The sequence below is a fragment of the Streptomyces sp. NPDC054887 genome (assembly GCF_053610585.1).
The window spans coordinates 1-22,147 of sequence record NZ_JBSGYQ010000008.1; the positions used below are offsets into that span (position 1 = coordinate 1).

22 protein-coding genes are annotated in these 22,147 nt (G+C 72.4%); 7 read left to right on the forward strand and 15 right to left on the reverse strand.

Features of this window, described 5'->3' with window-relative positions; all coding sequences use genetic code 11:
* Positions 1 to 37 precede the first annotated feature (37 nt).
* The 13 genes from ACWGH0_RS06460 to ACWGH0_RS06520 form a co-directional block, all read right to left on the reverse strand.
* A complete protein-coding gene (locus ACWGH0_RS06460) occupies positions 38 to 349 on the reverse strand; it encodes an SCO5918 family protein (protein ID WP_453403016.1) in 312 nt (103 codons plus the stop codon).
* Positions 350 to 398: 49 nt separating this feature from the next.
* Complete coding sequence (locus ACWGH0_RS06465) at positions 399 to 749, reverse strand: CBS domain-containing protein (RefSeq protein ID WP_453403017.1); 351 nt, start codon at positions 747 to 749, stop codon at positions 399 to 401.
* A 41-nt stretch (positions 750 to 790) separates the two neighbouring features.
* On the reverse strand, positions 791 to 2,338 hold the full coding sequence (locus ACWGH0_RS06470) for a DEAD/DEAH box helicase (RefSeq protein ID WP_453403018.1): 1,548 nt from the start codon (positions 2,336 to 2,338) through the stop codon (positions 791 to 793).
* 382 nt (positions 2,339 to 2,720) lie between these two features.
* A complete protein-coding gene (locus tag ACWGH0_RS06475; protein ID WP_028810498.1) occupies positions 2,721 to 2,924 on the reverse strand; it encodes a cold-shock protein in 204 nt (67 codons plus the stop codon).
* Positions 2,925 to 3,374: 450 nt separating this feature from the next.
* A complete protein-coding gene (locus ACWGH0_RS06480; RefSeq protein ID WP_453403019.1) occupies positions 3,375 to 5,237 on the reverse strand; it encodes a carbamoyltransferase family protein in 1,863 nt (620 codons plus the stop codon).
* 61 nt (positions 5,238 to 5,298) lie between these two features.
* Positions 5,299 to 5,451 carry a hypothetical protein gene (locus tag ACWGH0_RS06485; protein WP_453403020.1) on the reverse strand — a complete coding sequence of 51 codons (153 nt, stop codon included), beginning with the start codon at positions 5,449 to 5,451 and terminating at the stop codon, positions 5,299 to 5,301.
* 10 nt (positions 5,452 to 5,461) lie between these two features.
* Complete coding sequence (locus tag ACWGH0_RS06490; protein ID WP_453403021.1) at positions 5,462 to 6,379, reverse strand: SGNH/GDSL hydrolase family protein; 918 nt, start codon at positions 6,377 to 6,379, stop codon at positions 5,462 to 5,464.
* 48 nt (positions 6,380 to 6,427) lie between these two features.
* Positions 6,428 to 7,360: an NAD(P)/FAD-dependent oxidoreductase gene (locus ACWGH0_RS06495; RefSeq protein ID WP_453403022.1), complete on the reverse strand. Its 933-nt coding sequence runs from the start codon at positions 7,358 to 7,360 to the stop codon at positions 6,428 to 6,430.
* Positions 7,357 to 8,622 (reverse strand): MFS transporter, encoded by a 1,266-nt coding sequence (locus tag ACWGH0_RS06500; protein WP_453403023.1) that lies wholly within the window; start codon positions 8,620 to 8,622, stop codon positions 7,357 to 7,359. Before ACWGH0_RS06500 ends, ACWGH0_RS06495 begins: the two co-directional genes overlap by 4 nt.
* Before the next feature lie 35 nt (positions 8,623 to 8,657).
* Entirely contained in the window at positions 8,658 to 9,545 is an 888-nt protein-coding gene (locus ACWGH0_RS06505; protein WP_453403024.1) for a phytanoyl-CoA dioxygenase family protein, read from the reverse strand.
* Between the two features lie 106 nt (positions 9,546 to 9,651).
* Positions 9,652 to 11,502 (reverse strand): carbamoyltransferase C-terminal domain-containing protein, encoded by a 1,851-nt coding sequence (locus ACWGH0_RS06510; protein WP_453403025.1) that lies wholly within the window; start codon positions 11,500 to 11,502, stop codon positions 9,652 to 9,654.
* A 28-nt stretch (positions 11,503 to 11,530) separates the two neighbouring features.
* Complete coding sequence (locus ACWGH0_RS06515; RefSeq protein ID WP_453403026.1) at positions 11,531 to 13,090, reverse strand: radical SAM protein; 1,560 nt, start codon at positions 13,088 to 13,090, stop codon at positions 11,531 to 11,533.
* Between the two features lie 140 nt (positions 13,091 to 13,230).
* Complete coding sequence (locus tag ACWGH0_RS06520) at positions 13,231 to 13,398, reverse strand: hypothetical protein (RefSeq protein ID WP_453403027.1); 168 nt, start codon at positions 13,396 to 13,398, stop codon at positions 13,231 to 13,233.
* Positions 13,399 to 13,996: 598 nt separating this feature from the next.
* Between ACWGH0_RS06520 and ACWGH0_RS06525 the strand changes: the two genes are divergently transcribed.
* A complete protein-coding gene (locus ACWGH0_RS06525) occupies positions 13,997 to 14,923 on the forward strand; it encodes an aminoglycoside phosphotransferase family protein (RefSeq protein WP_453403028.1) in 927 nt (308 codons plus the stop codon).
* Between the two features lie 47 nt (positions 14,924 to 14,970).
* On the opposite strand, the gene ACWGH0_RS06530 is transcribed toward ACWGH0_RS06525, so the two are convergent.
* A complete protein-coding gene (locus tag ACWGH0_RS06530) occupies positions 14,971 to 15,483 on the reverse strand; it encodes a hypothetical protein (protein ID WP_453403029.1) in 513 nt (170 codons plus the stop codon).
* Positions 15,484 to 15,734: 251 nt separating this feature from the next.
* Between ACWGH0_RS06530 and ACWGH0_RS06535 the strand changes: the two genes are divergently transcribed.
* The 5 genes from ACWGH0_RS06535 to ACWGH0_RS06555 all read left to right on the forward strand — a co-directional run bounded on the left by ACWGH0_RS06535 (position 15,735) and on the right by ACWGH0_RS06555 (position 20,288).
* Positions 15,735 to 16,781 carry a YihY/virulence factor BrkB family protein gene (locus tag ACWGH0_RS06535; RefSeq protein ID WP_453403030.1) on the forward strand — a complete coding sequence of 349 codons (1,047 nt, stop codon included), beginning with the start codon at positions 15,735 to 15,737 and terminating at the stop codon, positions 16,779 to 16,781.
* Positions 16,768 to 17,400, forward strand: coding sequence for a phosphatase PAP2 family protein (locus tag ACWGH0_RS06540; protein ID WP_453403031.1), 633 nt, complete (start codon positions 16,768 to 16,770; stop codon positions 17,398 to 17,400). The genes ACWGH0_RS06535 and ACWGH0_RS06540 overlap by 14 nt, the downstream gene beginning before the upstream one ends.
* A 164-nt stretch (positions 17,401 to 17,564) precedes the next feature.
* Entirely contained in the window at positions 17,565 to 17,984 is a 420-nt protein-coding gene (locus tag ACWGH0_RS06545) for a phage holin family protein (RefSeq protein WP_453403032.1), read from the forward strand.
* Positions 17,981 to 18,436, forward strand: coding sequence for a DUF3618 domain-containing protein (locus tag ACWGH0_RS06550; RefSeq protein ID WP_453403033.1), 456 nt, complete (start codon positions 17,981 to 17,983; stop codon positions 18,434 to 18,436). Before ACWGH0_RS06545 ends, ACWGH0_RS06550 begins: the two co-directional genes overlap by 4 nt.
* A gap of 193 nt (positions 18,437 to 18,629) precedes the next feature.
* Complete coding sequence (locus ACWGH0_RS06555; protein WP_453403034.1) at positions 18,630 to 20,288, forward strand: serine/threonine-protein kinase; 1,659 nt, start codon at positions 18,630 to 18,632, stop codon at positions 20,286 to 20,288.
* 88 nt (positions 20,289 to 20,376) lie between these two features.
* On the opposite strand, the gene ACWGH0_RS06560 is transcribed toward ACWGH0_RS06555, so the two are convergent.
* Complete coding sequence (locus tag ACWGH0_RS06560) at positions 20,377 to 20,868, reverse strand: hypothetical protein (protein WP_453403035.1); 492 nt, start codon at positions 20,866 to 20,868, stop codon at positions 20,377 to 20,379.
* Between the two features lie 156 nt (positions 20,869 to 21,024).
* Between ACWGH0_RS06560 and ACWGH0_RS06565 the strand changes: the two genes are divergently transcribed.
* Positions 21,025 to 21,999 carry a GlxA family transcriptional regulator gene (locus tag ACWGH0_RS06565; protein ID WP_453403036.1) on the forward strand — a complete coding sequence of 325 codons (975 nt, stop codon included), beginning with the start codon at positions 21,025 to 21,027 and terminating at the stop codon, positions 21,997 to 21,999.
* Positions 22,000 to 22,147: the final 148 nt, after the last annotated feature.

Consider the following 22,147-nt stretch of genomic DNA (forward strand, 5'->3'; position numbering starts at 1 on the left):
CCGGTGTACCGGTCGGGCCCCGCCGTGGCGTGGTGTGTCAGGCGGTCACCGGCGTGCCGAGCATCGCCGAGGCTCGCTGGAGAGGGCTGAGGGCCGGCGCGGGCGCGGCCTGGGGGACGGCGCCGCGGCACGTGAAGCCGAGCATGGTCATGGCCCGGACGACCTCGCCGGCGCTGAAGTCACGGCGGTCCTGGCGGGTGACGACCTCACCCACTTGCTTGACCGGGTAGTGGCGGCGGCCGATGATCACGGAATCGCCGGTGACCGGCTCGGGCTTGACGCCCTTCATTGACTCCAGCACGCCGTCCTTCGACAGGTCGAACGGGAAGCGGGCGATGACACAGCGCATGAGACCTCACAATGAGTGGGAGGGAACGGTCCGGCCTGGGCGGGACGGCTCAGGAGGAGAGGGCGAGATCGCCCGGGGTGCCGCCGTGGTCGGTGACCCGGGGCAGGAGTGCGGGCCACCGGTGACCGCCCATGGCCGGCAGGTCGCGCAGGCGCAGCCGGTCCGTGTACGTTCCGTCGGCGCGGGCGGCGGTGAGCTGGGCCTCGGTGATCAGAGCGGTGCGCCGGCCGTCCCCGTCACAGACGATCAGATGCGCGGCGCGGGCGCCGGCCATGACCGACAGAGCCACTTCGACGGTCATGTCGTCCCAGACCTGCGGCCCGTCCGAGTACGTGCCGTCCACCAGGTGGTGCCCGGTGGCGGTGGCCGCCGGGTGGACTCGCGTCTGAACCGGTGTCAAAGGTGCCTCCTGCGAAGACGGTGAGCGTGCGGAGCGAGGTACTAGGCCGCCGCGCCGAAGGGCGCGGCGCCGCGGGTGGTGCGGCGGGCGGCCTGCGCGGGCCGGCCGCGCCGCGAACGGGCCGCGCCGGCACGCTTCGGGCGCTCGCTCACCGGCGCGGTGATGACGACCGGGATGCCCGAGGGGGCCTGCGCCCCGGTGATGCGGTCCAGTTCGGACTCGCCCGAGCGCACCTGGGTGATCTGCGGCCGGATGCCGGCGTTGGACATGAGGCGGACCATGTCCCGGCGCTGGTGGGGGGTGACCAGGGTGACGACGCTGCCGGACTCGCCCGCGCGGGCGGTGCGGCCGCCCCGGTGCAGGTAGTCCTTGTGGTCGGTCGGCGGGTCGACGTTCACGACCAGGTCGAGGTTGTCGACGTGGATGCCGCGGGCTGCGACGTTCGTGGCGACCAGCACGGTGACGTGACCGGTCTTGAACTGCGCCAGCGTGCGGGTGCGCTGCGGCTGGGACTTGCCGCCGTGCAGGGCCGCGGCCCGCACACCGCTGGTGAGCAGGTCCTGGGTCAGCCGGTCCACGGCGTGCTTGGTGTCCAGGAACATGATCACCCGCCCGTCACGGGCGGCGATGCGGGTGGTGGTGTCGTGCTTGTCGCCTCCGTGGACGTACAGCACGTGGTGCTCCATCGTCGTGACCGCGCCGGCCGACGGGTCGACCGAGTGCACGACGGGGTCGGCCAGGTAGCGGCGGACCAGCAGGTCGACGTTGCGGTCGAGCGTGGCGGAGAACAGCATCCGCTGGCCCTCCGGACGCACCTGGTCGAGCAGTTCGGTGACCTGCGGCATGAAGCCCATGTCGGCCATCTGGTCGGCCTCGTCCAGCACCGTGACCGCCACCTGGTCCAGCCGGCAGTCGCCGCGCTCGATCAGGTCCTTGAGCCGTCCGGGGGTCGCGACGACGACCTCGGCACCGCTGCGCAGCGCACCGGCCTGGCGGCCGATCGACATCCCGCCGACCACCGTGGCGAGCCTCAGCCGCACGGCGCGGGCGTACGGGGTGAGCGCGTCGGTGACCTGCTGCGCCAGTTCCCGGGTGGGGACGAGGACGAGGGCGAGCGGCTGACGGGCCTCGGCGCGCTGTCCCGCCGTACGCGCCAGCAGCGCGAGACCGAAGGCCAGCGTCTTGCCGGAGCCGGTGCGGCCACGGCCCAGGACGTCGCGGCCGGCGAGGGAGTTGGGCAGCGTGGCGCCCTGGATGGGGAACGGTACGGTCACGCCCTCCGCCGTCAGCGCCGCGAGCAACTGCTCAGGCATGCCGAGGTCGGCGAACGCCTCGACGGCGGGCAGCGCCGGGGTGATCGTCTCCGGCAGGGCGAACTCACCCTGCACCGCGGCGGGCCGGCGGCCGTATCCGCCCGAGCGGCCGCTGCCGCCGGAGCGGCTCGGCGTACCGGAGCGGCCGGGCGTACCCGAGCGGGTGGACGCCGGCGAGCCGAAGCGACCGCTCCGGCCGGCGCCGCCGGAACCGTCGGTGTAGCCACCGCTCGTACGGGTGCGGGAGGAGCGTTCGTTCGTGCGAGTGCGGTTCATGATGCGGGGCCTTCCTCGATGCGGCAGGTATCAAGGAGTTTCCGCAGCGAATGAACAGCACGGAGAATCGCGAGAACGAGCCGGAATGAATGCGCAGACGAAAGTCGAGCCGACCACCGGACAAGAAGGTCCGGGCAATCGCTGAAGCGTGCGGCGAGCCTTGAGAGCCGGGGGCGCGGTTCCGGAGCGAAGCTCTTACGGAAAATACGCGTCCGGAGCCAGGTCGGACGCTCGTCGTGCGGTGGGGCCTGCGGATGCTCCGATGCCGGCCGGAGCGGGAATCGCCGCAGGAGCGGGGAGGGCAGTGCCCTGCGCCCGGAAATGCAACGAGCTGGGGCCCGCACCCCAAGGTGCGGGCCCCAGCTCGTACTACGCGTCAGCGTCAGGCGGGAACGATGTTCTCCGCCGTCGGGCCCTTCTGGCCCTGCGCGATGTCGAAGTTCACCTTCTGGCCTTCGAGCAGCTCACGGAAGCCCTGGGCGGCGATGTTCGAGTAGTGGGCGAACACGTCCGCGCCGCCACCGTCCTGCTCGATGAAGCCGAAGCCCTTTTCTGCGTTGAACCACTTCACGGTGCCAGATGCCATGTCAATCTCCTTCGGGGCAGTGCCGGAGTCCGCACTGTGCGGCTCCGCGTCGCTGCGATGATCACCCGCCCGGAAATGACCGGAAATACAAAAGTGTCGCCACCGGAGGAAAATCCGGTGGAGGCACCTAGAGTTTTGGGAACCACAACTGCAACTTGTAACGACAGTAGCACGGCGAGATCGGCCGTGCGTCTTCAGTGATTCCGCTCGGCCTGTTGTCGGAGATACCCTCTGTCCGCCTTGCTTTAATTTCTCGCTTCGCGGCTGCAGATATTCGACGGTCCCGGAATTCGACGTGCGGGCAGGTCCCGGGTGCACGGGTGGTCCCAGTACGTGGCGGCGGAGGGGTGCCAGGACCGGCGCAGGGGGTCGCGGACCCGCCGTACGCACAGGCCGACGGGCGTGAGCACCAGGAAGTACAGCGCGGCGAGCGCCGCCCGGCGCGGGGGGTCAGTCCATTGGAATCGCCTCACGCCAGTCGTCCCCCTTCTCCCGCCACGGGGGCTGGGCCTCCTTCTCCAGCAGGAAGTCGCCGAGGACCAGCAGGTCGATCCCGGTGCGCATGAAGCACGTGTACGCCTCCTCCGGCGTGTTGACGATGGGTTCGCCCCGGACGTTGAACGAGGTGTTCACCAGCACGGGGCAGCCGGTCAGGTCCCGGAAGGCGGTGAGGAGCCGGCGGAAGGACGGATTGCCGTGCGGGCCCACCGTCTGCACACGGGACGACCGGTCGACGTGGGTGACCGCCGGAATCGTGGACCGCCGGACCCGGAGCAGGTCGAGCCCCGTCGGCCCGCCACGGTCGCCGGTCCGCTCGTTTCCGGCGCCGTCCCGGCACTGCTCGGCCGCGACCTGGGCGGTCAGCAGCATGTACGGGCTCTCCTGGCGGAGGTCGAACCACCGCCCGGCGTCCTCGCTCAGCACGGCGGGGGCGAAGGGCCGGAACGACTCCCGGAACTTGATCCTCATGTTCAGCGTCGACTGCATGCGGGCGTCGCGCGGGTCGGCCAGGATCGAGCGCGCGCCCAGCGCCCGGGGGCCGAACTCCATGCGGCCCTGGAACCAGCCGACGATCCGGCCGGCGGCGATCTCCGCCGCCACCCGCCGGGCCAGGCGGTCGCCGGACAGACGGGTGTGCGGGATGCCACCGCGTTCCAGGAACGCCGCGATCTCCTCGGCTCCGTAGGCGGGCCCGAGCAGCGCTCCGGACATGGCGTCGGTGTGCCGGGCGACGTGCGCGCGGGGGGCGCCGCGCCGGTGGGACTCGGCCAGGGCGGCGCCCAGGGCGCCGCCCGCGTCACCGGCCGCCGGCTGTACCCACACCTCGTCGCAGACGCCCTCCGCCACGATCCTGCCGTTGGCCACGCAGTTCAGGGCGACCCCGCCGGCCAGGCACAGCCGCCGCTCCCCGGTGCGCTCGCACACCGTCCTCGCGAGCCGCAGCATCACTTCCTCGGTGACCTGCTGGACGGAGGCCGCCAGGTCGAACTCGCGCTGGGTGAGCGGCCCTTCCGCCTCCCGGCGCGGCCCGCCGAACAGCTCCTCGAAGCCGCGTCCGGTCATGACGCGGCCGTACAGGTAGTCGAAGTGGCGCAGATCCAGGCGGAACGAACCGTCCGGTCTGACGTCGATGAGCCGCTCGCGGATGAGGCGGGCGTAACGGGGGGTCCCGTAGGGGGCGAGGCCCATCAGCTTGTACTCGCCCGAATCGACCTTGAAGCCGCAGAAGTAGGTGAACGCCGAGTACAGCAGGCCGAGCGAGTGCGGGAACCGCAGCTCGCCCAGCGCGTCGAGCCGTGTTCCCCGGCCGTGCCACATGCTGGTCGTCGCCCACTCGCCGACCCCGTCGACGCACAGGACGGCCGCCGACTCGTACGGGCTGGGGCAGAACGCCGAAGCCGCGTGCGAGGCGTGGTGCCGCCCGGAGACGACCGGCGGCAGCACGCCGCCGTCGCCGGGCCGCGCCCCCAGGTGGCGGCGCACCTCCCGTACGGTGTTCCGCTTGTGGGCCCGCCACTGCGGGAAGGCGTCGGCGAACGCCGGGAAGCCCCTCGGCGCGGTGGCCAGCCAGGTGGCCATGACACGCCGGGACTTCAGGGCGGAGTCCTCGTAGAAGGCGACGGCGGCGACGTCGCCGAGCTTCGCCCCGACGGCTGCGAGGCAGTAGTCGACCGCCCCGGCCGGGAAGCGGGGATCGTGCCTGCGGCGGCTGAAGCGCTCCTCCTGGGCGGCGGCCAGCGGGACGCCGTCCGCCACGACGGCCGCCGCGCTGTCGTGGTAGAACGCGGAGATTCCCAGGATCAGTTCCGGCACCGGCGCCCCTCCCGTTCCCGTCCCCGTATGCCCCGGTCGTGTGCCGGGCGGCGGCCCCGCATCAGAAGAGCGGGTAGATGGACGCGTCGTCCTCGGGCTGGGGGCGCAGCCCGGACCGGCGGTCCCGGCCGGGCGCGGGAGACGGCAGGGGCGCCGGGCCCGCGGCGGGCGGCCGTCGCCGCAGTCGGTCCAGGAGTCGCCGGATCACGGACACGGGTGGCTCCTCAGGTGAGATCGAGATGCCCGGCGAGCAGCCGGGCGACGGTGTCGTACCCCAGGTCGGTGCAGTGGACCCGGTCGATGAACAGCCACGCGTCGGGCGTGGTGGCCTCCGCGAGCGCGGCGTTCATGTCGAGGAAGGGCACGTCGAGACCGGCGCATCCGGCGCCGATCGCCCCGGCGTACCTCCGGCCCACCTCCAGGGTGGAGATGTCGTTGTGCAGCCGGCGGAAGTTGGACACGTCGTCCAGCTCGTCGAAGAGCAGCTTCTCCTCCGGGGTGGGTTCCTCCCGCACCCAGGGGGCGAGCGGCTGGAGGACGAACGTCAGGCGTGCGCCCATGGCCTCGGCGAGCAGCTTCCACGTACCGAGGTGCCGCACCGTGAGGCCGGCCGCCCGGTCGATCCGCTCCTGCGGCGTCGGCACGGTGTCGGGGGCGGCCCCGCACTCGAAGAACGCGCCGTGCCGGCCCTGGCGCTCCGCCGGCAGCCTGCTCAGCACCAGGTTGTTGACGCCGGAGAACAGCACGATGTCCGCCACCTCGGGCAACTGCTGCTGGAACAGCGTGAGGAGCATCAGCTCCTGCGCCGAGTTGTGGCTCTGCCCCGAGAAGTTGAGCCAGGGCAGCCGGGGCGCGTGCCGCGTCCACAGCCGGGAAGGCACGGTGGCGGCGTCACCGGTGGCCCCCACGCCGAACGTCGCCGAACTCCCGGCGAGCAGCCGCACCGGGCCGGACGGCCGCTCGCCGCAGACCGTGGCCACGGCGTCCCCCGGCCCCCGGGTAACGCGGAAACCGTGTTCGTCGGTGCTGTAGACGGGTGTCTTCTCGTTGCCGTACTGGAAGAACCCCAGGTACGGCTGGTCCTCCAGGACGAAGGTGTAGTGCTCCATCTGCGGGGCGAGCTGAGCTCGGGGTGACTGCACGGCGAAGGGTCTCCCGTCCCTGGGTGCCGGTCGGTGGACGCGTGGGCGCTAGGCCGACGCGGGGGGCGGCGGCGCGGGCAGGGAACCGGGACGGTCCTCCCGTATCAGGTCCGCGTTGACGGCCATCGCCGCCAGACCTCCGCTGGCCGCCGCCATGGCGGCCTGCTGCATGTTCCTGCCGAGGTCCCCCGCCACGTAAAGCCGGGGCAGTGAGGTGCGCCCGCGCTCGTCGGTCTGCACGGACTCCAGGTCGCCGCCGGGCAGCCACGGGCGCAGGGGTTCCACGCGCGGCTCGGTGTCCATGTGGAGGAACAGCGCGCCGAACGTCAGCGACCGGCCGTTCGCCAGCTCCACCGCCACGCCGTCGGGGTGCGGGGAGACCCGGGCGACCGCGTCGGTGACGGTGGGGATGCCCGCCGCGGTCAGCCGCTCCCGCTCGTCCTCGGGGAGTTCGCGCCGGTCGGACAGGTAGGTGAGGGAGCCGGACCAGACGGTCAGGGTCGCCGCCAGGCACTCACCGGGCACGACACCGCCGTACACGCCGAAGGACTTGCCGCGTACTTCCCAGGCGTGGCAGTACGGACACTCGAACACCGAGGTGCCCCACAGAGCGGCCAGGCCGGGCACGGGCGGCAACTGCGAGCGCACGCCGGCCGCGTAGATCACGGTACGGCTGCGGAAGACGCCGGACTCCTTGGTGGTGGTCACCACGTGGTCGCCGTCGGGCTCCACCGACACCACCGCGTCGTCGCGGAACGTCACGTCGTACGCGCCCAGTTCGGCCCGGGCCCTGGCGCGGAAGCCGGCGATGTCGGCCCCGTCGTTGGTGAGGACGTTGTGCATGACGCCGGCCGCCATGTTGCGCGCGTCACCCGAGTCGACGAGCAGGACGCGGCGGCACGAACGGCCCAGGTACAGGGCGGCGTTCAGCCCCGCGGGTCCGCCTCCGACGATCACGGTGTCGTAGGGCTCTGCGGTCAAGGGTCCACTCCTTCGTCGGGGGGTCGGAGTTCCGCGGCGTCCGCGCGCAGGGGAGCGAGCAGCAGCAGCGCACCGGCGGCCAGGGCGCAGCCGCAGATGACGAACACGGTCGGTACGGACAGGGCCTCGGCCAGCAGCCCGCCGAGGGTCGCGCCCACGGGCATGGCGCCCCAGGCGCACAGCCGGGACACGCTCATCACACGGCCCTGGAACTCCTCGGGCGTCAGCCGCTGCCGCAGCGACATGACGGGAATGTTCCAGCCCATCATGAACACGCCGTTGCACAGCAGCGCGACCGCCGCCTGCACCGGGGTGCGGGCGAGGCCCAGAGCGGCGTACGAGAGCCCCGAGGCGACCAGGCACCAGCACGCCAGCCGTACGGCGGGCAGCCGTCCGGCCAGCTTCGGGGCGAGCCAGCTGCCGCCCACCGCGCCCACGGAGCCGGCCGTCAGCAGCAGCCCGTAACCGGTGGCGTCCAGCCCGAGCGTTCCGTGGCTGAGGAGTACGAGCATGGAGAAGGTGGCGGAGAAGACGAGCCCGTACAGCGCGCTGGCCGCCAGCGTCCGCCGGAGCGTCCGGTGGCCCGCCACGAAGCGCAACCCGGCCCGGATACCGGCGAGTACGGGCTCCGGCGGAGCGCCGGGGGCACGCTCGGCCGGCTCGCGCCGCAGGGGAACGAGACCCAGCAGCAGGACGGCGGCCACGGCGTACAGCACACCGCCGGTGGCGAGCGCCGCCGTGGCGGCCACACCGACCAGCAGGCCGGCGACCGGCGGCCCCGCCATCTCGTTGCACACGATCTGCGCGGCGGACAGGCGGCCGTTGGCCCGTTCCAGGTCCCGCGCTCCGACGATGCGCGGGAGCATCGCCGGGGCCGCCGTGTCGACCAGCGTCTCGGCGATCCCCAGCACGAACGCGAGCGCGTACAGGACGGCGAGCGGCCGGTCGCCGGCGAGCGCCGCCGTCGCGCCCAGCAGGACGGCGCCGCGCGCCAGGTTGCTCCACAGCACGATGCGCCGGCGGTCCAGACGGTCGACCAGCACGCCGGCGGGCAGCGCGAACAGCAGCCACGGCAGCATGTTGACCGCCGTCAGACCCGCCACCGCCGCCGGGTCCGGATGGCCGGCGACCACCAGCAGCGGCAGCAGGGTGCGGGTGACGCCGTCGCCCGCGTTGGACGCGGCGGTCGACGCCCACAGCCACCGGAACGGGCGGCCGAGACCCGGCCGGGCGGTGGACGTGGTGGGGGAGGCGCTAGCCAAGTCCTCTCCCCGCGTGCCGGCGGGCCCCGGGCCGTTCACTCATGCCAGCTCCGCAGCCCCAGCAGCCGTTCGCCGAGCGGGCTCAGCTCGGCCGGTCCGTACAGCAGGTGCTCCTCCTTGCGCACTCCGCCCTCCGGGGGGTGCGGCGGCACGCGGTCCCGCCAGAACCGGACGCGCGCCTCCCGCAGCGGCGCGTTCTCCTCCCAGGCCGGGGCCATGGACATGTACTGCGCCATCCGCACCCGGTCCCGCGAGACGTTCGGGTGGACCCCGTGCGGCAGCAGGCTGTTGAAGACGATCAGGTCGCCCGGGCGCACCTCCGGGACGGTGATGCGGTACCCGGTGATGTCCGGGGTGTACGGGTCGCGGTCCTCCGGCTGCCCCTTCACCCAGGCGTCCCACTCGGTGAAGATCTCCGGCACGCACTGGAAACCGCCGATGTCCTCGTTGCCCTCGGTCAGGGACAGCACCGCCTGGCAGCTCACCGGCAGGGGGTCGCCGGACGTGTCCACGTCCCAGTGGACGAAACCGCCGAAGGCGCGGGAGCCGTGGTTGGGCGGATTGACGTTGGCGAAGTCGATGGTCACCCACAGGTCCGTACGGTCCCAGATGTCGACGAAGGCGTCGTAGACCCGCCGCGTCTGCCGGTTGTCCCACTGCGCCTGGTGGTTGTACATCTCGACGAGGCCGCTGTGGCCGGGCAGCCGCTCGTTCCCGGTGTGGGCCGACGACCAGGTGGACGGGTCGTCCGGGCGCATGCCCTGGAAGTCCCACAGCGCCTCGGTGAGCCGGGTGACATTGCGCTCCGGCACCGCCTGCCGCACCACCACATAACCCTCGGTGGTCCACTGCTCCCAGTCCCGCGGGGACAGGACCCGCAGGGGCAGCGACTTGTGTACGTCCCTGAGCTGGACTGTGTTCACGGACTCACCTCCGGCAGGTGGAGCGCCCTCACATGGTCGAGTACCTCGAAGGGGTTCACCAGCGAGCTTTCGGACAACCCCGCGCGGGGGCCCGGCGGGCGACGGCTCACTCGATCACCAACCGCTGTCCGGGCAGGACGACGGCGTCCAGCGCGGTACTTGCCAGCAACTCCAGCGCTTCGTCGAGATGGTTGAGGATCGGGCGCCCGCCGCCGTTGGCGCTCGTGTTGATCAGCACGGGCAGGCCCGTGCGGGCGCCGACGGCCCGGCAGAGCCGGTGCAGCGCGGGGTGCGTGCCGGACCGTACCGTCTGCAGGCGGGCCGTCCCGTCGATGTGCCGCACCTCCCCGAGGAGCCGGGCCCGTTCGGGTCGCACGCGCGCGGCGAACAGCATGGTGTCCGTGTGGTCGAGGGGCCCGGTGAAGTACCGCTCGGCGTCCTCCGCCGGACACAGCGGGGCGACGGGGCGGAACCACTCCCGGCCCTTGATCGTCTGGGAGACGTACTGCCGGGCCCCCGGCCAGTGCGCCGAGACGAGCAGGGAACGGTGGCCCAGGGCGCGCGGCCCGGTCTCCATGCCGCCCTCCAGCCAGGCCACGCACTTGCGGTCGGCCAGCAGTTCCGCCACCGCCTCGACGAACTGCGCCTCGGTGTCGGTCGACCGTACGGCGTGCCCCGCCCGCAGCGCCGTAGTCCGCGCCCCGTCCCGGGGAATCGTCAACGGGCCGCCCGCGTACGGCAGAGGGGAGCCGGGTGAGCCGTCCCCCACGGCCGGCCGCTCCGCCGGGTCGGCGGCGGCCAGCGCCGCGCCGAGCGCGATGCCGGAGTCGTCGCAGCAGGTCGGGATGTGGACCCGGGTGAACTGCCCGGACTCCACCAGGGCGCTGTTCGCGGTGATGTTGAGCGCGCAGCCGCCCGCGTAGCAGAGGGTGGAGTAGCCCGGGAAGCGCGTGCTGATGCCGGTGACCAGGTGCGCCAGGTCCCGTTCGACGGCGGCCTGGAGGGTCGCGGCCAGGTCCCGGCACACACGGTCGTCGGGGCTGTGGCCCACCTCGGTCCGGCGGCCGTCCGCGGTACGGAACTCGTCGGGGAACACCGACCCGTAGGAGTGCACGACGTCGTCGTCGGAGGAGTCCGCGAGGCCCGCGTCGAGGTATCCGCCGCTGTCCGGGTCGTACTCCCACCAGTGGTCGGCGTAGCGCAGGGCCGTGCCCGTCAGCGCGTCCTCGTCGAGGGGTTCGTACAGGTCGGGGGAACGGGTCCGCGCGCCCTGGGGAACGAGCATGGCGCGCAGCACCGGGAGCAGCGCGGGGTCGGGCTCACCCGTCGCGGACAGCCCGAGGAGCTTGCCCGTGTCGAACTGGCTGCCGTGCACGCGCCGCGCCAGCGCTTCGTAGACGAGTCCGAAGCGCGGGCCCGTCCGGTTGGTGAAGGACAGTACGGGGGTGAGCCTGTCGCCCTCGCCGAGGCAGACCATGCCGTTCTCGGCGTAGTTGCCGGTGCCGTCGAGGGCGATCACCAGGGCCTTGCGGGCCCCCGACGTGTAGTAGGCGAGCGCGGCGTGCGCGTAGTGGTGGCGCACCACGGTCAGTTCCACCTCGCCCAGGCCCTCGGCCAGTGGCCAGCCCGCGAGGTCGACCGTGCGGACGACCGCGTCGAGGAGGTTCCCGCCGGGCCGCGCCCACCAGGCGTCCTTGCCGACCAGCTCGACCAGCGCCGGCGGCAGCACGCGGCACACCGGCGTGTACCAGTCGGCCACGGCGACACGGGTCAGCGGCGACTCGGCGGCGGCCCGGAGTTCGGCCAGCCACTCCGGAGCGGTCCGTGCGAACCGCTCGTTCCCTCCGCACACGTGGCGCAGGCCCAGACGCCGTTCCGCCTCGATGACGTGGTGGCCCGACGCCTGCGTCAGGGCGGCGCCCGCGTCATGGCCGAAGTGCATTCCGATCGTTGCCACGAAACCGTACCGCTCTCTCTCGGGGGCGTCAGGCCAGGGCGGCGGTCTGGGCGTGGTGCCGCTCCAGCAGCCCCTGGACCACTTCGCGCATGTAGGCGCAGTAGCCGGGAGACATCACCTGGATCGACCCGTTCTCCTCCTCCAGCGCTCCGGCCGAACCGCCCGAGCAGGTGCCCTGGAGTTCGCAGCCCTGGCAGCCGGGGCCGTTGGTGTACGCGCGCATGCCGTAGTCCTGGTAGGCGTCGGAGGCGAAGATGCCCTGCCAGTCGTCGATGGTGCCGAGCTTGCGGGCGGTGGCCTTGCAGGCGAAGACACTGCCGTTCGGCTCGATGGACAGCTGGCGGCCCACCGCGGGGCACGTCTTGTAGTCGGCCTGCGCGGCCCACTTGCGCTCATCGATGATCATCTGGAACGTCTGGTACCAGTACCCGCTGAGCTGTACGCCGCGCTCGCGCCCGTAGTCCACCGCGTGCAGCAGCCGCTGGGCCACGTCGTGCGGGCTGTGCCGGTCGAAGAACTCCTTGGCCTGGAACGACACGATCACGTCGAGCGAGTCGAGGCCGGCCTCGGCGACGAAGTCGATGAGCGGGGTGCCCCACTTGTCCCACGTGAACTGCGAGAGGACGGTGGTGATGCTGACCGGCACCCCGGCCGCCTTCATGTCCAGGATGGCCTTGCGCACCACGGGCCACGGCGTGCGCTGCTGCTGTCCGCCCCGGAACTCGCCCGTCTCCGGCACCAGGTAGTCGATCGAGACGGTGGTGTCCACCTTGTGGCGGGCCAGGGCCGCCAGCAGTTCGTCGTCGATGCGCGAGCCGTTGCTCGTCAGGTCGTACGAGAGGGAGACGCCGTCGTGACGGTCCCCGAAGGTACGCAGTACGTGCAGGATCGTGCCCCGGGCCAGAGTCGGCTCGCCGCCGAAGAACGAGACGGTCAGGTGCCCGCCGCCGTTGGCCTTGCGAAGGGCGATGGCCTCCTTGACGGTCTTCTCCGCCACGTCCAGGGACATGTGCATGGACGGGTTCCGCCCGGAGTCGGATCCGTGGTTCCAGTCGCCCTTGGCCAGCGTCGGCCCGGAGTCCGGCCGTGCGCGGCGCAGTTCGACCAGGACGGGACCGGGCTTCACGCTCTCGCCCGAGGTGTTCCGCTCCTCCACACCGCCGTCGAAGTTGTACGCGAAACAGCCCTGGCAGGAGAAGTTGCAGGCGTTCGTCAGCACCAGCTGGATGGAGGAGTGGAAGACGCCGCTGCTGAGCGCGGCCTGCCGACTCTCAAGCAGCGCGTCGATCTCCTCGGCCTCGTCGCGGCCGGCCTCCACCAGATAGCGCGCGTCGATGAGATCACGCAGTGACGCCTCGTCGATCCTTTCCCGCAACTGATCGAGCGTCATGCCGTCCGCCGCTTCCTTCAGCAGCTCCACGATGTCCCGGTCGATCAGCCGCGCATTTCCGTACAGGGAATGGAAGGCCATCGTGCGCGCGCTTCCGTCATACGTGCCGAGGCGTCCGCCGAAAGCGGTGAAATCACGATCTTCGGCGGAACGCAGCGTGCGGGCGTAACGCGAGGACTGGTAGATCGAATTCGGCATGGAAGGGCCTCTCCCTGCGTATCGGAGCATCCGGCAAGGCATCGGGACAATCGGCCGCCGCAGGCGGGTGCACGACATGCCCCACCTGCGGCGTATGAAGGCCCGGCCGTGTCCGGCGGGCCCGGGAGGTGCTTCGGAACTCAGGCGGGCGTGTCCTCTTTCCGCTGTTCAGCGGCGACAGGGGCGGCCTGTGCTTCCTTCCGCACCGGGGTGATGGTCGGAGCGTTGCCCTTGTCGGGCGATACGAACGCGCAGGGCCGGGACGACGCGGTGACCGCGGGCCGGACCACTTTTCTCACTTCGGCCATGGAGCCTCCTCCAATTGTGGGGCGCGCAACAGACCACACTGAAGCAGATGCCGCCGACACGGATAAGAGGACCTTTCGGCCACGACCCGACGGCCGGAACGGGAACATTTCAGGCCGTGCGGAGCGCCCCGGGAAATTCGCACCGTGAGGCCGGATATGGCGTGCCGTTCGGAGTCGAATTCGCCGTCGATTAGATCAATTGCGGCCGCGACAATTGATCGACAAGGGTGCCCTGTCGGTCCTGCCGCCGCGCGCCGAAGGGCATTCGCGGCGGCGCTACCGGCCCCTTTCCCGCGACGGACGACCGGCGCGGGAGAGGAGCGGCCCGGCCCGGCACCGGGGGCGGCCGGACGGACTCCCGGAAGGGTCGGCACGGCGGTGGTGGCCGTCGACTGGCGTGATGTGTTCCGCCCCGCCGCGCGATGCCGACCGGCCGCCGGACACCGCAGCGGCCGGCGGCCCTGGCGCGTTCAGCTCCACGGCGGGGTGCCGCTGCCGCCCCCGGCGTGCCCGGGCGGACTCGTGGGTCGGCCCGGCCGCCCGTACGCGCCGAAACCCGTTTGACGCTCGCCACAGGTCCGGGCTCGGATGACGTTCCATGAGCAGCACACATCACACGCCCCCCGGCCCGCCCGCCGTCGACGACCACCTCGTACGGCGGCTGATCGCGCGGCAGTTCCCGCGCTGGGCACACCTGGACGTGGTGCGGTTCCCGTCCGGCGGCACGGTCAACGCCATGTACCGGCTGGGCGACGACATGGTCGTACGGCTGCCGCTGCGCGACGGCGGGGCCGGTGACGTGGCGAAGGAGCGCCAGTGGCTGCCGCGGCTCGCGGACCTGCTGCCGACGGCTGTGCCCGAGGTGCTCGGCGCCGGGGAGCCCGCCGAGGGGTACCCGTGGTCCTGGTCGGTCTACCGGTGGCGGGCCGGTGAGAACCCCCGGGAGGGGGCGCTCAGGCAGCCCGTGCGGCTGGCCGAGGATCTCGCCGCCTTCGTGGCCGCGATGCGCGGGATCACCCTGCCGGGCGCTCCGGAGGCTTACCGCGGAGGCGCCCTCGCCACGCTCGACGCCGGGACCCGCGCGGCGATCGAGGCACTGCGGGGAATGCCCGGCGAGGGCGTGGACTGCGACGCGGCGGCAGCCGTGTGGGAGGACGCGCTGCGCGCCCCTGGCCGGGAGAGGCCGTCGGTGTGGCTGCACGCCGACCTGATGCCGGGCAACCTGCTGGTGGACCAGGAGGGCAGGCTGACGTCGGTGATCGACTTCGGCTGTGCGGGGACGGGCGATCCGGCCTGCGATCTGTTCCCCGCGTGGAACCTGCTGCCGGCCGACGGGCGGCGGGTGTTCCGCGAGGCGCTCGGCGTGGACGACGCGACCTGGGCCCGGGGACGGGCGCGGACGCTGTCCCAGGCCCTGATCTCGCTGCCGTACTACCACCGCACGAACCGCGCGATGGCCCGCAACGCCCGGTACGTGATCCGGGCGGTACTCGGGGAAGTGGCCGGCACCGGCCGCAGGCCCTGACGGGTGATCGTCAGGGCCTGCGGCCGCGCGGTGGGCTCTTGGGTGGGTTACGGGCACTTCACCCGTGGGTTGTACGGTGCGAAGAGGCCGCTGGGGTTGTCCTTCCACAGCCAGACGTGCAGCGAGTAGTGCACGGGCAGCCCGGGGATGTCGGTGAACGGACCGTCGAACTTCTGGCCGAACAGCTTCGGGCGGTCCTTGGTGGTCTTCGGGTTCTGGTCGGCGTCCGGCACGATGTACTCCAGCGCCACCAGTTGGCGCTTCCCTGCCTTGTCCGGCGCGTAGAGCACCGCCGCGGGACGCCCGGGGTGCAGGGAGCCGATGTTGGCCGGGTCGACGTAGTGGTACCCCATGCCGCCCCGGGTGGGGTCGCTGACGCACTCGTCGGTGCTCTTGAACCCGGCGGCGACCGCGAGCCTGGGCGCGTGGAAGGCGCCGCTGGCCGCCGCCGCGACATCGAGCCGGCGGTTGGTGTCGTCATTGGCGCCGGGGGCGGCGGCGATCGTCAGCGAGGCCAGTGCGGCGAGGGAGATGCCGACGGCGACCGGTCGTGCGCGCATACGTCTGCTCCTGTTCGGTCCTGGAATTTCACCCCGAGCCTGTACGCCGGTGCCTGCCACCGCACACGAAGCGCATCCGTTAGGGCGTCGGCGGCGCGGCGGGCGTGCTGGGCGGGACGGGTCCCTGGAGGCGGGGAGCGTACGTGCGGAACGGGACGGCGGGAGGGACGCGACGCCTCGCGCCGGCCCACGGGGGGAAACATCTCGCGGCCAAGGGGAATGGTCACGACAGGTTCGGTTAACCGGTTGTCATGGCACGGATACTGAAGTTGGGGCAGCACAAGGGAGCGGACTCGCCGCCGGACGCCGGGGACGGCACCGGCCCTGGGCCCGATCCGGAGGTGGAGCGGGACGCTCCCGACGCGTTGGCGGACATGCCGAAGAAGTCCTGGTGGGCGGTACTGCGGCGCACGGTCAAGGAGTTCACGGACGACGAACTCGCCGACCGGGCGGCAGCCCTCACCTACTACGGCGTGCTCTCGCTGTTCCCGGCGCTGCTGGTGCTGGTCTCCCTGCTGGGGGTCGCGGGGGAGTCGGCGACCAAGCAGGTGCTCGACAACCTCCAGCAGCTGGCTCCCGGCTCCGCGCGCCAGGTGATCGCCGACGCGGTGGAGCAGTTGCAGTCCAGCGGCGGTACGGGTTCGGTGCTGGCCGTGGTCGGTCTGCTGACGGCGCTCTGGTCGGCGTCGGGGTACGTGGCGGCGTTCATCCGGTCCTCCAACGCCGTGTACGACATCCCCGAGGGGCGCCCGGTGTGGAAGGTACTGCCGGTACGCCTGGGCGTGACGGTGGTACTGATGGTGCTGGCCTGCGCCAGTGCGCTCATCGTGGTGTTCACCGGCGGCCTCGCCCGCCAGGCCGGGAAGGCCCTCGGAGTCGGTGACGCCGGGCTGACCCTGTGGGGGATCGCCAAGTGGCCGGTCCTCGTCCTGCTGGTGATCATCATGATCGCGATCCTGTACTGGGCGTCGCCCAACGCGAAGGGGCGCGGCTTCAAGTGGGTCACGCCGGGCAGCTTCCTGGCCCTGGTCCTGTGGATGGCGGCGTCCGCGGGCTTCGCCGTGTACGTGGCGAACTTCTCCTCGTACAACAAGACGTACGGCACGCTCGCCGGTGTCATCATCTTCCTCGTGTGGCTGTGGATCACCAATGTGGCGATCCTGCTGGGCCTGGAGTTCGACGCCGAGATGGTCCGCGAACGCGCCATCGTGGGCGGCCATCCGGCGGACGAAGAGCCGTACGTGGCACCGCGCGACACCCGTGCGTGGAGTGAGGCGGAACGCCGTGCCGCTGAATGACCCCGTACGCGCGACCGTGACCGGCGGCGGGGCCGGGCACCGGCCGGCCGCGTCCGGGCCGTCGCGGGGCGCGGTGGACCGGCTGCGCCGCATGGACCGGGAACTGACGCGCCGCGCCGCCGCCTGGGACTCGCCCTTCGCCCGGCGCGTACTGCCGGCCGTGGAGTCCGCGGCCGAGCACACCAAGCTGTGGTGGGCCGCCGCCGCGCTGTCCGCCGCCGCCGGAGGCCCCAGGGGCCGCAGGGCGGCGGTGGCCGGACTGACGAGCATGGGCGTGGCATCCCTCGTGTCCAACGGGCTGTGCAAGCGGCTCTACGACCGATGCCGGCCGCCGAAGGGCATCATTCCGCACGAGGACGTGCACGAGAGGCCGGACAGTTCCTCCTTCCCCTCCGGACACACCGCCGCCGCCGTCGGGTTCACCGCCGCCGTGCTTCCCTCGTCCCCCCGCGCCGGTGCGCTCTGCGCGGCCCTCGCGGCCATGGTGGCGGTCGAAAGGGTGCACAGCGGCGCGCACTACCCCACCGACGTCGCCGCCGGAGCCGCCATCGGCCTCGCCAGTGCCTCACTGGTGCGCTACGCGCCCCGTCTGCTCCTCCACAGGATCACGACGCTGTGACCGGTCGGTGCGCATACGGGTGGTACGCCGGGTCGGGGGTACGCGACGCGGCGACAGGGGCCCGCACCCGCACCGCTCGACGACCGCTCGGCCGGAGCGCCGAGAAGTCATGACGGGTGGTCGGGCGGGACGGCTGAAGAGAAACGAAAGGCAGGTGAAGGGGTTTGAGTACCGCCGACCATCGCGGCACGCACGGCACCGGCCAGGAACCCGTGGGTGAGCTGGTCTCCCGGGCGTCGGAGCAGATCTCACAGCTGATGCGCGAAGAACTGCGCCTCGCGCAGGCCGAGATGACGCGGAAGGGCAAACGGTTCGGGATCGGCGGCGGCCTCTTCGGCGGCGCCACCATGATCGCGCTACTGGGGCTCCAGGCGCTCGTGGCCACCGTGATCGCGGTCCTCGCGCTGGTGCTGCCGCTGTGGGCCTCCGCCCTCGTCGTCACCGGCGTCCTGTTCCTGCTCGCCTCGGTCCTGGCCGTGGCCGGCAAGAAGCAGGTCGGCGGGGCCACTCCGCCCGTACCCGAGCGGGCGATCGACAGTGTCAAGGCCGACGTGGCCGAGATCAAGGAAAGGGCACACCGATGACCGACCAGTCCCACGCGTACACGCCCACGCCCGAGGAACTGCGCGAGCAGGTGGACGGCACCCGCGAGCAACTGGGCCAGACCGTGGAGGCGCTGGCCGCCAAGGCGGACGTGAAGGCCCGCGCCCAGGACAAGGCGGCCGCCGTCAAGCAGCAGGTGGCCGAGAAGACGGCCCAGGCCAAGGTGCAGGTCCTCGAAAAGGCCGCCCAGGTCGGCCAGTTGGCCAAGGACCGGACGCCGGAGCCGGTACGGGAGAAGGCCGCGCAGGCGAAGGCCCAGCTCACCGGCACGGCGGACACCCTGGCGGCGAAGATCCAGGAGAAGACGCCCGAACCGGCGCGGGAGAAGGCCCTGCACACCGCGCGGGCCGCGCGCGACAACCGGAAGCCGCTGCTGGCCGCGGCCGCCGCTCTCGTCGTCGTCCTGGCCGTGCGCCGCAGGCGCAGGCGCTGACGAGGGCTCCCGGGCCGCCCCGGACGGGGCGGCCGACCGCGGCACGGCACCGGTCCCATCGACCGCGGGCCGTGCCGCGGCCGTCCCCGGGTGCGCGGTGGCCCCGCGCTCCCCGTACCGCTGCGAACGCCCTTGGTCCGGCATACGAGCAGGTCGGGTGAACAGCCGCACCTCCCGGTGCATGATGGGGGGCATGACGACCAACGGGGGAGGTCGGCGCGAGCCGACCAGTTACGAACTCAAGCCGCCCACTCCGCCCGTGCCCGACGAAACGGGCTCCGCGACCACACGCCCCGAGCCCTTCACGGCACCCCCCGCGCCCGCCCGGCCGTCGACGCCCCCGGCGCGTTCCGCGGCACCCCCGGCGCCGGCCGATGCCGGTCCGCAGGCCGGCGCCGGCCGCCTGGTCGGCGGCCGCTACCGGCTCTTGGAGCGCCTGGGATCCGGCGGCATGGGCACGGTGTGGCGGGCCCGCGACGAGGTGGTCGACCGGGATGTGGCGATCAAGGAGCCCCGGCTGCCGGAGCATTTCACGCCTGCCGAACGCCACACCGCACACCAGCGCATGCAGCGCGAGGCCCGGGCCGCGGCGCGCATCGACCATCCCTCGGTGGTGGCGATCCATGACGTGGTCACCGAGAACGACAGCCCCTGGATCGTCATGGAGCTGCTGCGGGGCAAGTCCCTCGCCGAAGTCCTCGACGAAGGCACCCTGAACCCGCCGGAAGCGGCCAGGATCGGCCTCGCGGTGCTCGGCGCACTCGACGCGGCGCACGAAGCCGGGGTGCTGCACCGCGATGTGAAGCCCGGCAACGTCATGATCGGCAGCCACGACCGGGTCGTACTCACCGACTTCGGCATCGCGCAGATGGAGGGCGAGCAGAAGCTCACCGAGACGGGCGGCTTCGTCGGTTCCCCCGAGTACATCGCCCCGGAGCGGGTGCTGGGCCGCCGCCCGGGGCCCGAATCGGATCTCTGGTCGCTCGGCGTGATGCTCTATCAGGCGGTCGAAGGCGTATCGCCGTTCCGGCGGCAGACCACCCCCAGCACCCTTCAGGCCGTCCTGCTCGCCGAACTGCCGCCCCCTCAGCACACGGCGGAACTGACCGAGGCGCTCACCGGCCTCCTGCGCAAGGAGCCGGAGAGCCGGCTCACCGCCGGCTCGGCACAGACCCTCCTGCGCGCGGCCCTCGCACCCGCCGCCCGCCCGGATCCGAGCCCCCGGACATCCGCCACGTCCGAGGGCGGCGCGCCCCGGAGGCCACGCACCCCGAGGCTGATCGCCGTCGCGGCCGCTGTCGCGCTCACTCTCGCGCTGGCCGTCGTGCTGGTCCCCCGGTTGACCAGCGACGAACCGCCGGAGGGGTGGAAGCGCTACGAGGAGTACCGCATGCAGCTCACGGTCGCCGCTCCGGCCGACTGGACCATCTCCACCGCGGACGACCTGGAGAGCAGCGACGGAGCCTATGTCGCCACCGAGTACACCTCGCCCAAGGGCGACATGAGCCTGCTGGTGAGCCAGAAGCAGAAGGCCACCGAAACGGCACGCGCGACGGCGGACCGCTGGAAGACCGAGTACGAGCAGGCCGGTCCGCCCGACGGCGGTTCCCCCGCCGCCTCGACGGTGGAGACCACCACCGAACAGGGCAAGGACGCGGCGATCATCACCAACGAGTACAGCGAGGAGACCGAGGGCACGCCGCGGCGCCTCAGCAAGACCCTGATCGTGGTCAACTCCGCGCAGGAACGCCTGACGCTGTCGGTGGAGGTGCCGGCCGGGAAGTCGGCGGCCAGGACGGCCGGTGATCTGCTGAGGAAGGCACGCTCGGAGTACCGGATAAACGACCTCTGACCGGCCGGGTGCTCTCTCTGGGGTCCCGGCAGGCCGGTACGGCCTGGCCCGCACCCGGCGGCTCGCCCGTACCCCGAGTCGCGCACGCCTACGCCAGTACGGCCATCGACACGGCCCCGCAGGCGTCGACGACGCAGCACCACTCCGACCAGGCGCGGGGTACGACCCGCCCGCTCCGGTGGTGGACGAAGTCCCAGGCGGCGTGGCCCAGCCAGCCGGCGGCCAGCAGATAGAGGCCGAAGGTCTCGTCGGCGGTCACGGCGATCAGCGCCACGGCGGCGAAGCCCACGAGCCCGGCGATCTGGAGGGCGAGGACGCGCGGGCGTCGCAGCTCGCCCCGCAGCGCTCCGAAGAGCAGGTAGCACACCGGCATGGTGACCAGGAGGGCGGCGAGGAACCCCGGCGCCGGCAGTCCGTCGGCGAACGTGGCGACAGCCAGGGCGAGCGCCAGCATCGTGGGCCACCGGTGCCCGACCGCGACCAGAACGCCCCTGCCCGGCGAAGGGCGCAGCCGGGTGCCGACTCCGGGTGCGGTGCGCCCGCCGTCGTCCCGTTCGTCCTGCGTGGTTCCGGTCGTCATGGCGTCTCCAGGTGCTGAAGCGGGAAGGGGAGCGGCGGGGCGGGACCGAGGGCGGCCCGGTTCCACTGTCGCGCCCGGCCGGGCCGATCCGGGCGCGTCGCCGGAGGGGATGTCCGCCGCCTTGGGGTAGTGGTCCTTCCGGCATAGGGTCGGCGCATGGGGGAGCGCTTCATGGTGGTGGTCGGTTACGCGTCGGCCGAGTTGCTCGACATCGCGTGCGTGACCACGGGCCTGGCCATGGCCAACGGGATCGGCGAGCCCGCGGTGCCGTACCGGGTGAGCGTGGCCGGCCCTGGCGGCGATCCGATCGTCTGCGGGTCCGGACTCACGCTGCTGAGCCAGCACTCCCTGGAACGGCTGGTCGGTCCGATCGACACGCTGATCGTGTCGGGCGGCATCGGATTCGAGAACGCGGCCCGCGACGACCGGTTCGTCGGGCACGTGCGGCGGCTGGCCAGGGAGAGCCGGCGGGTGGCCTCCGTGTGCACCGGGGCGGGCGTGCTCGCCGCCGCCGGACTGCTGGACGGCCGCCGGGCCACCACGCACTGGCGGTTCGCGGACCGGCTCGCGGCACGCCATCCGCAGGTCCGGATGGACCCGGCCCCCATCTACATCCGCGACGGGAACGTCTACACGGCGGCGGGCATCACCAGCGCACTCGATCTCACCCTCGCCTTCATCGAGGAGGACCATGGCCCCGAACTGGCCCGCCAGGTGGCCCGGGACCTGGTCACCTACCTGCAACGGCCCGGCAACCAGGCGCAGATGAGCCTGTTCACCGCCGCGCCGCCGGCGCGCGACGACATGGTGCGCGAGCTGGTCGCACACATCACCGCCCACCCCGACCGCGACCTCGGCACAGTGGCCCTGGCCGCCCGCGCGGGTGTCACCCCGCGCCACCTCACCCGGCTGTTCACGGAACATCTCGGGCTGGCGCCCGCCCGGTTCGTACGGCGGGCCCGCACCGAGGCCGCCGCCCACCTCCTGGCCTCGACCACGCTGCCCATGGCGGGCGTGGCCGCCCGCTGCGGATTCGGCAGTGCCGAGTCGCTGCGCCAGGCGTTCACCGCCCGGTACGGAATCTCGCCCTCCCGCTACCGCGCAACCCAGCGGCGGCGCCCGTCCCGCTGACGCCGGCCTGACCCACGCCCGAGGGGCGCCGCCGTGGCGGTCGCCGTCAAGAAGGAGACGCACGGCTCTTGTCAGTGCAATGTCACATTACTATTTTACATGGCACGCGAAGTCGTGCCCGATCGTCAACCTCCTTACTGGGCAAGGG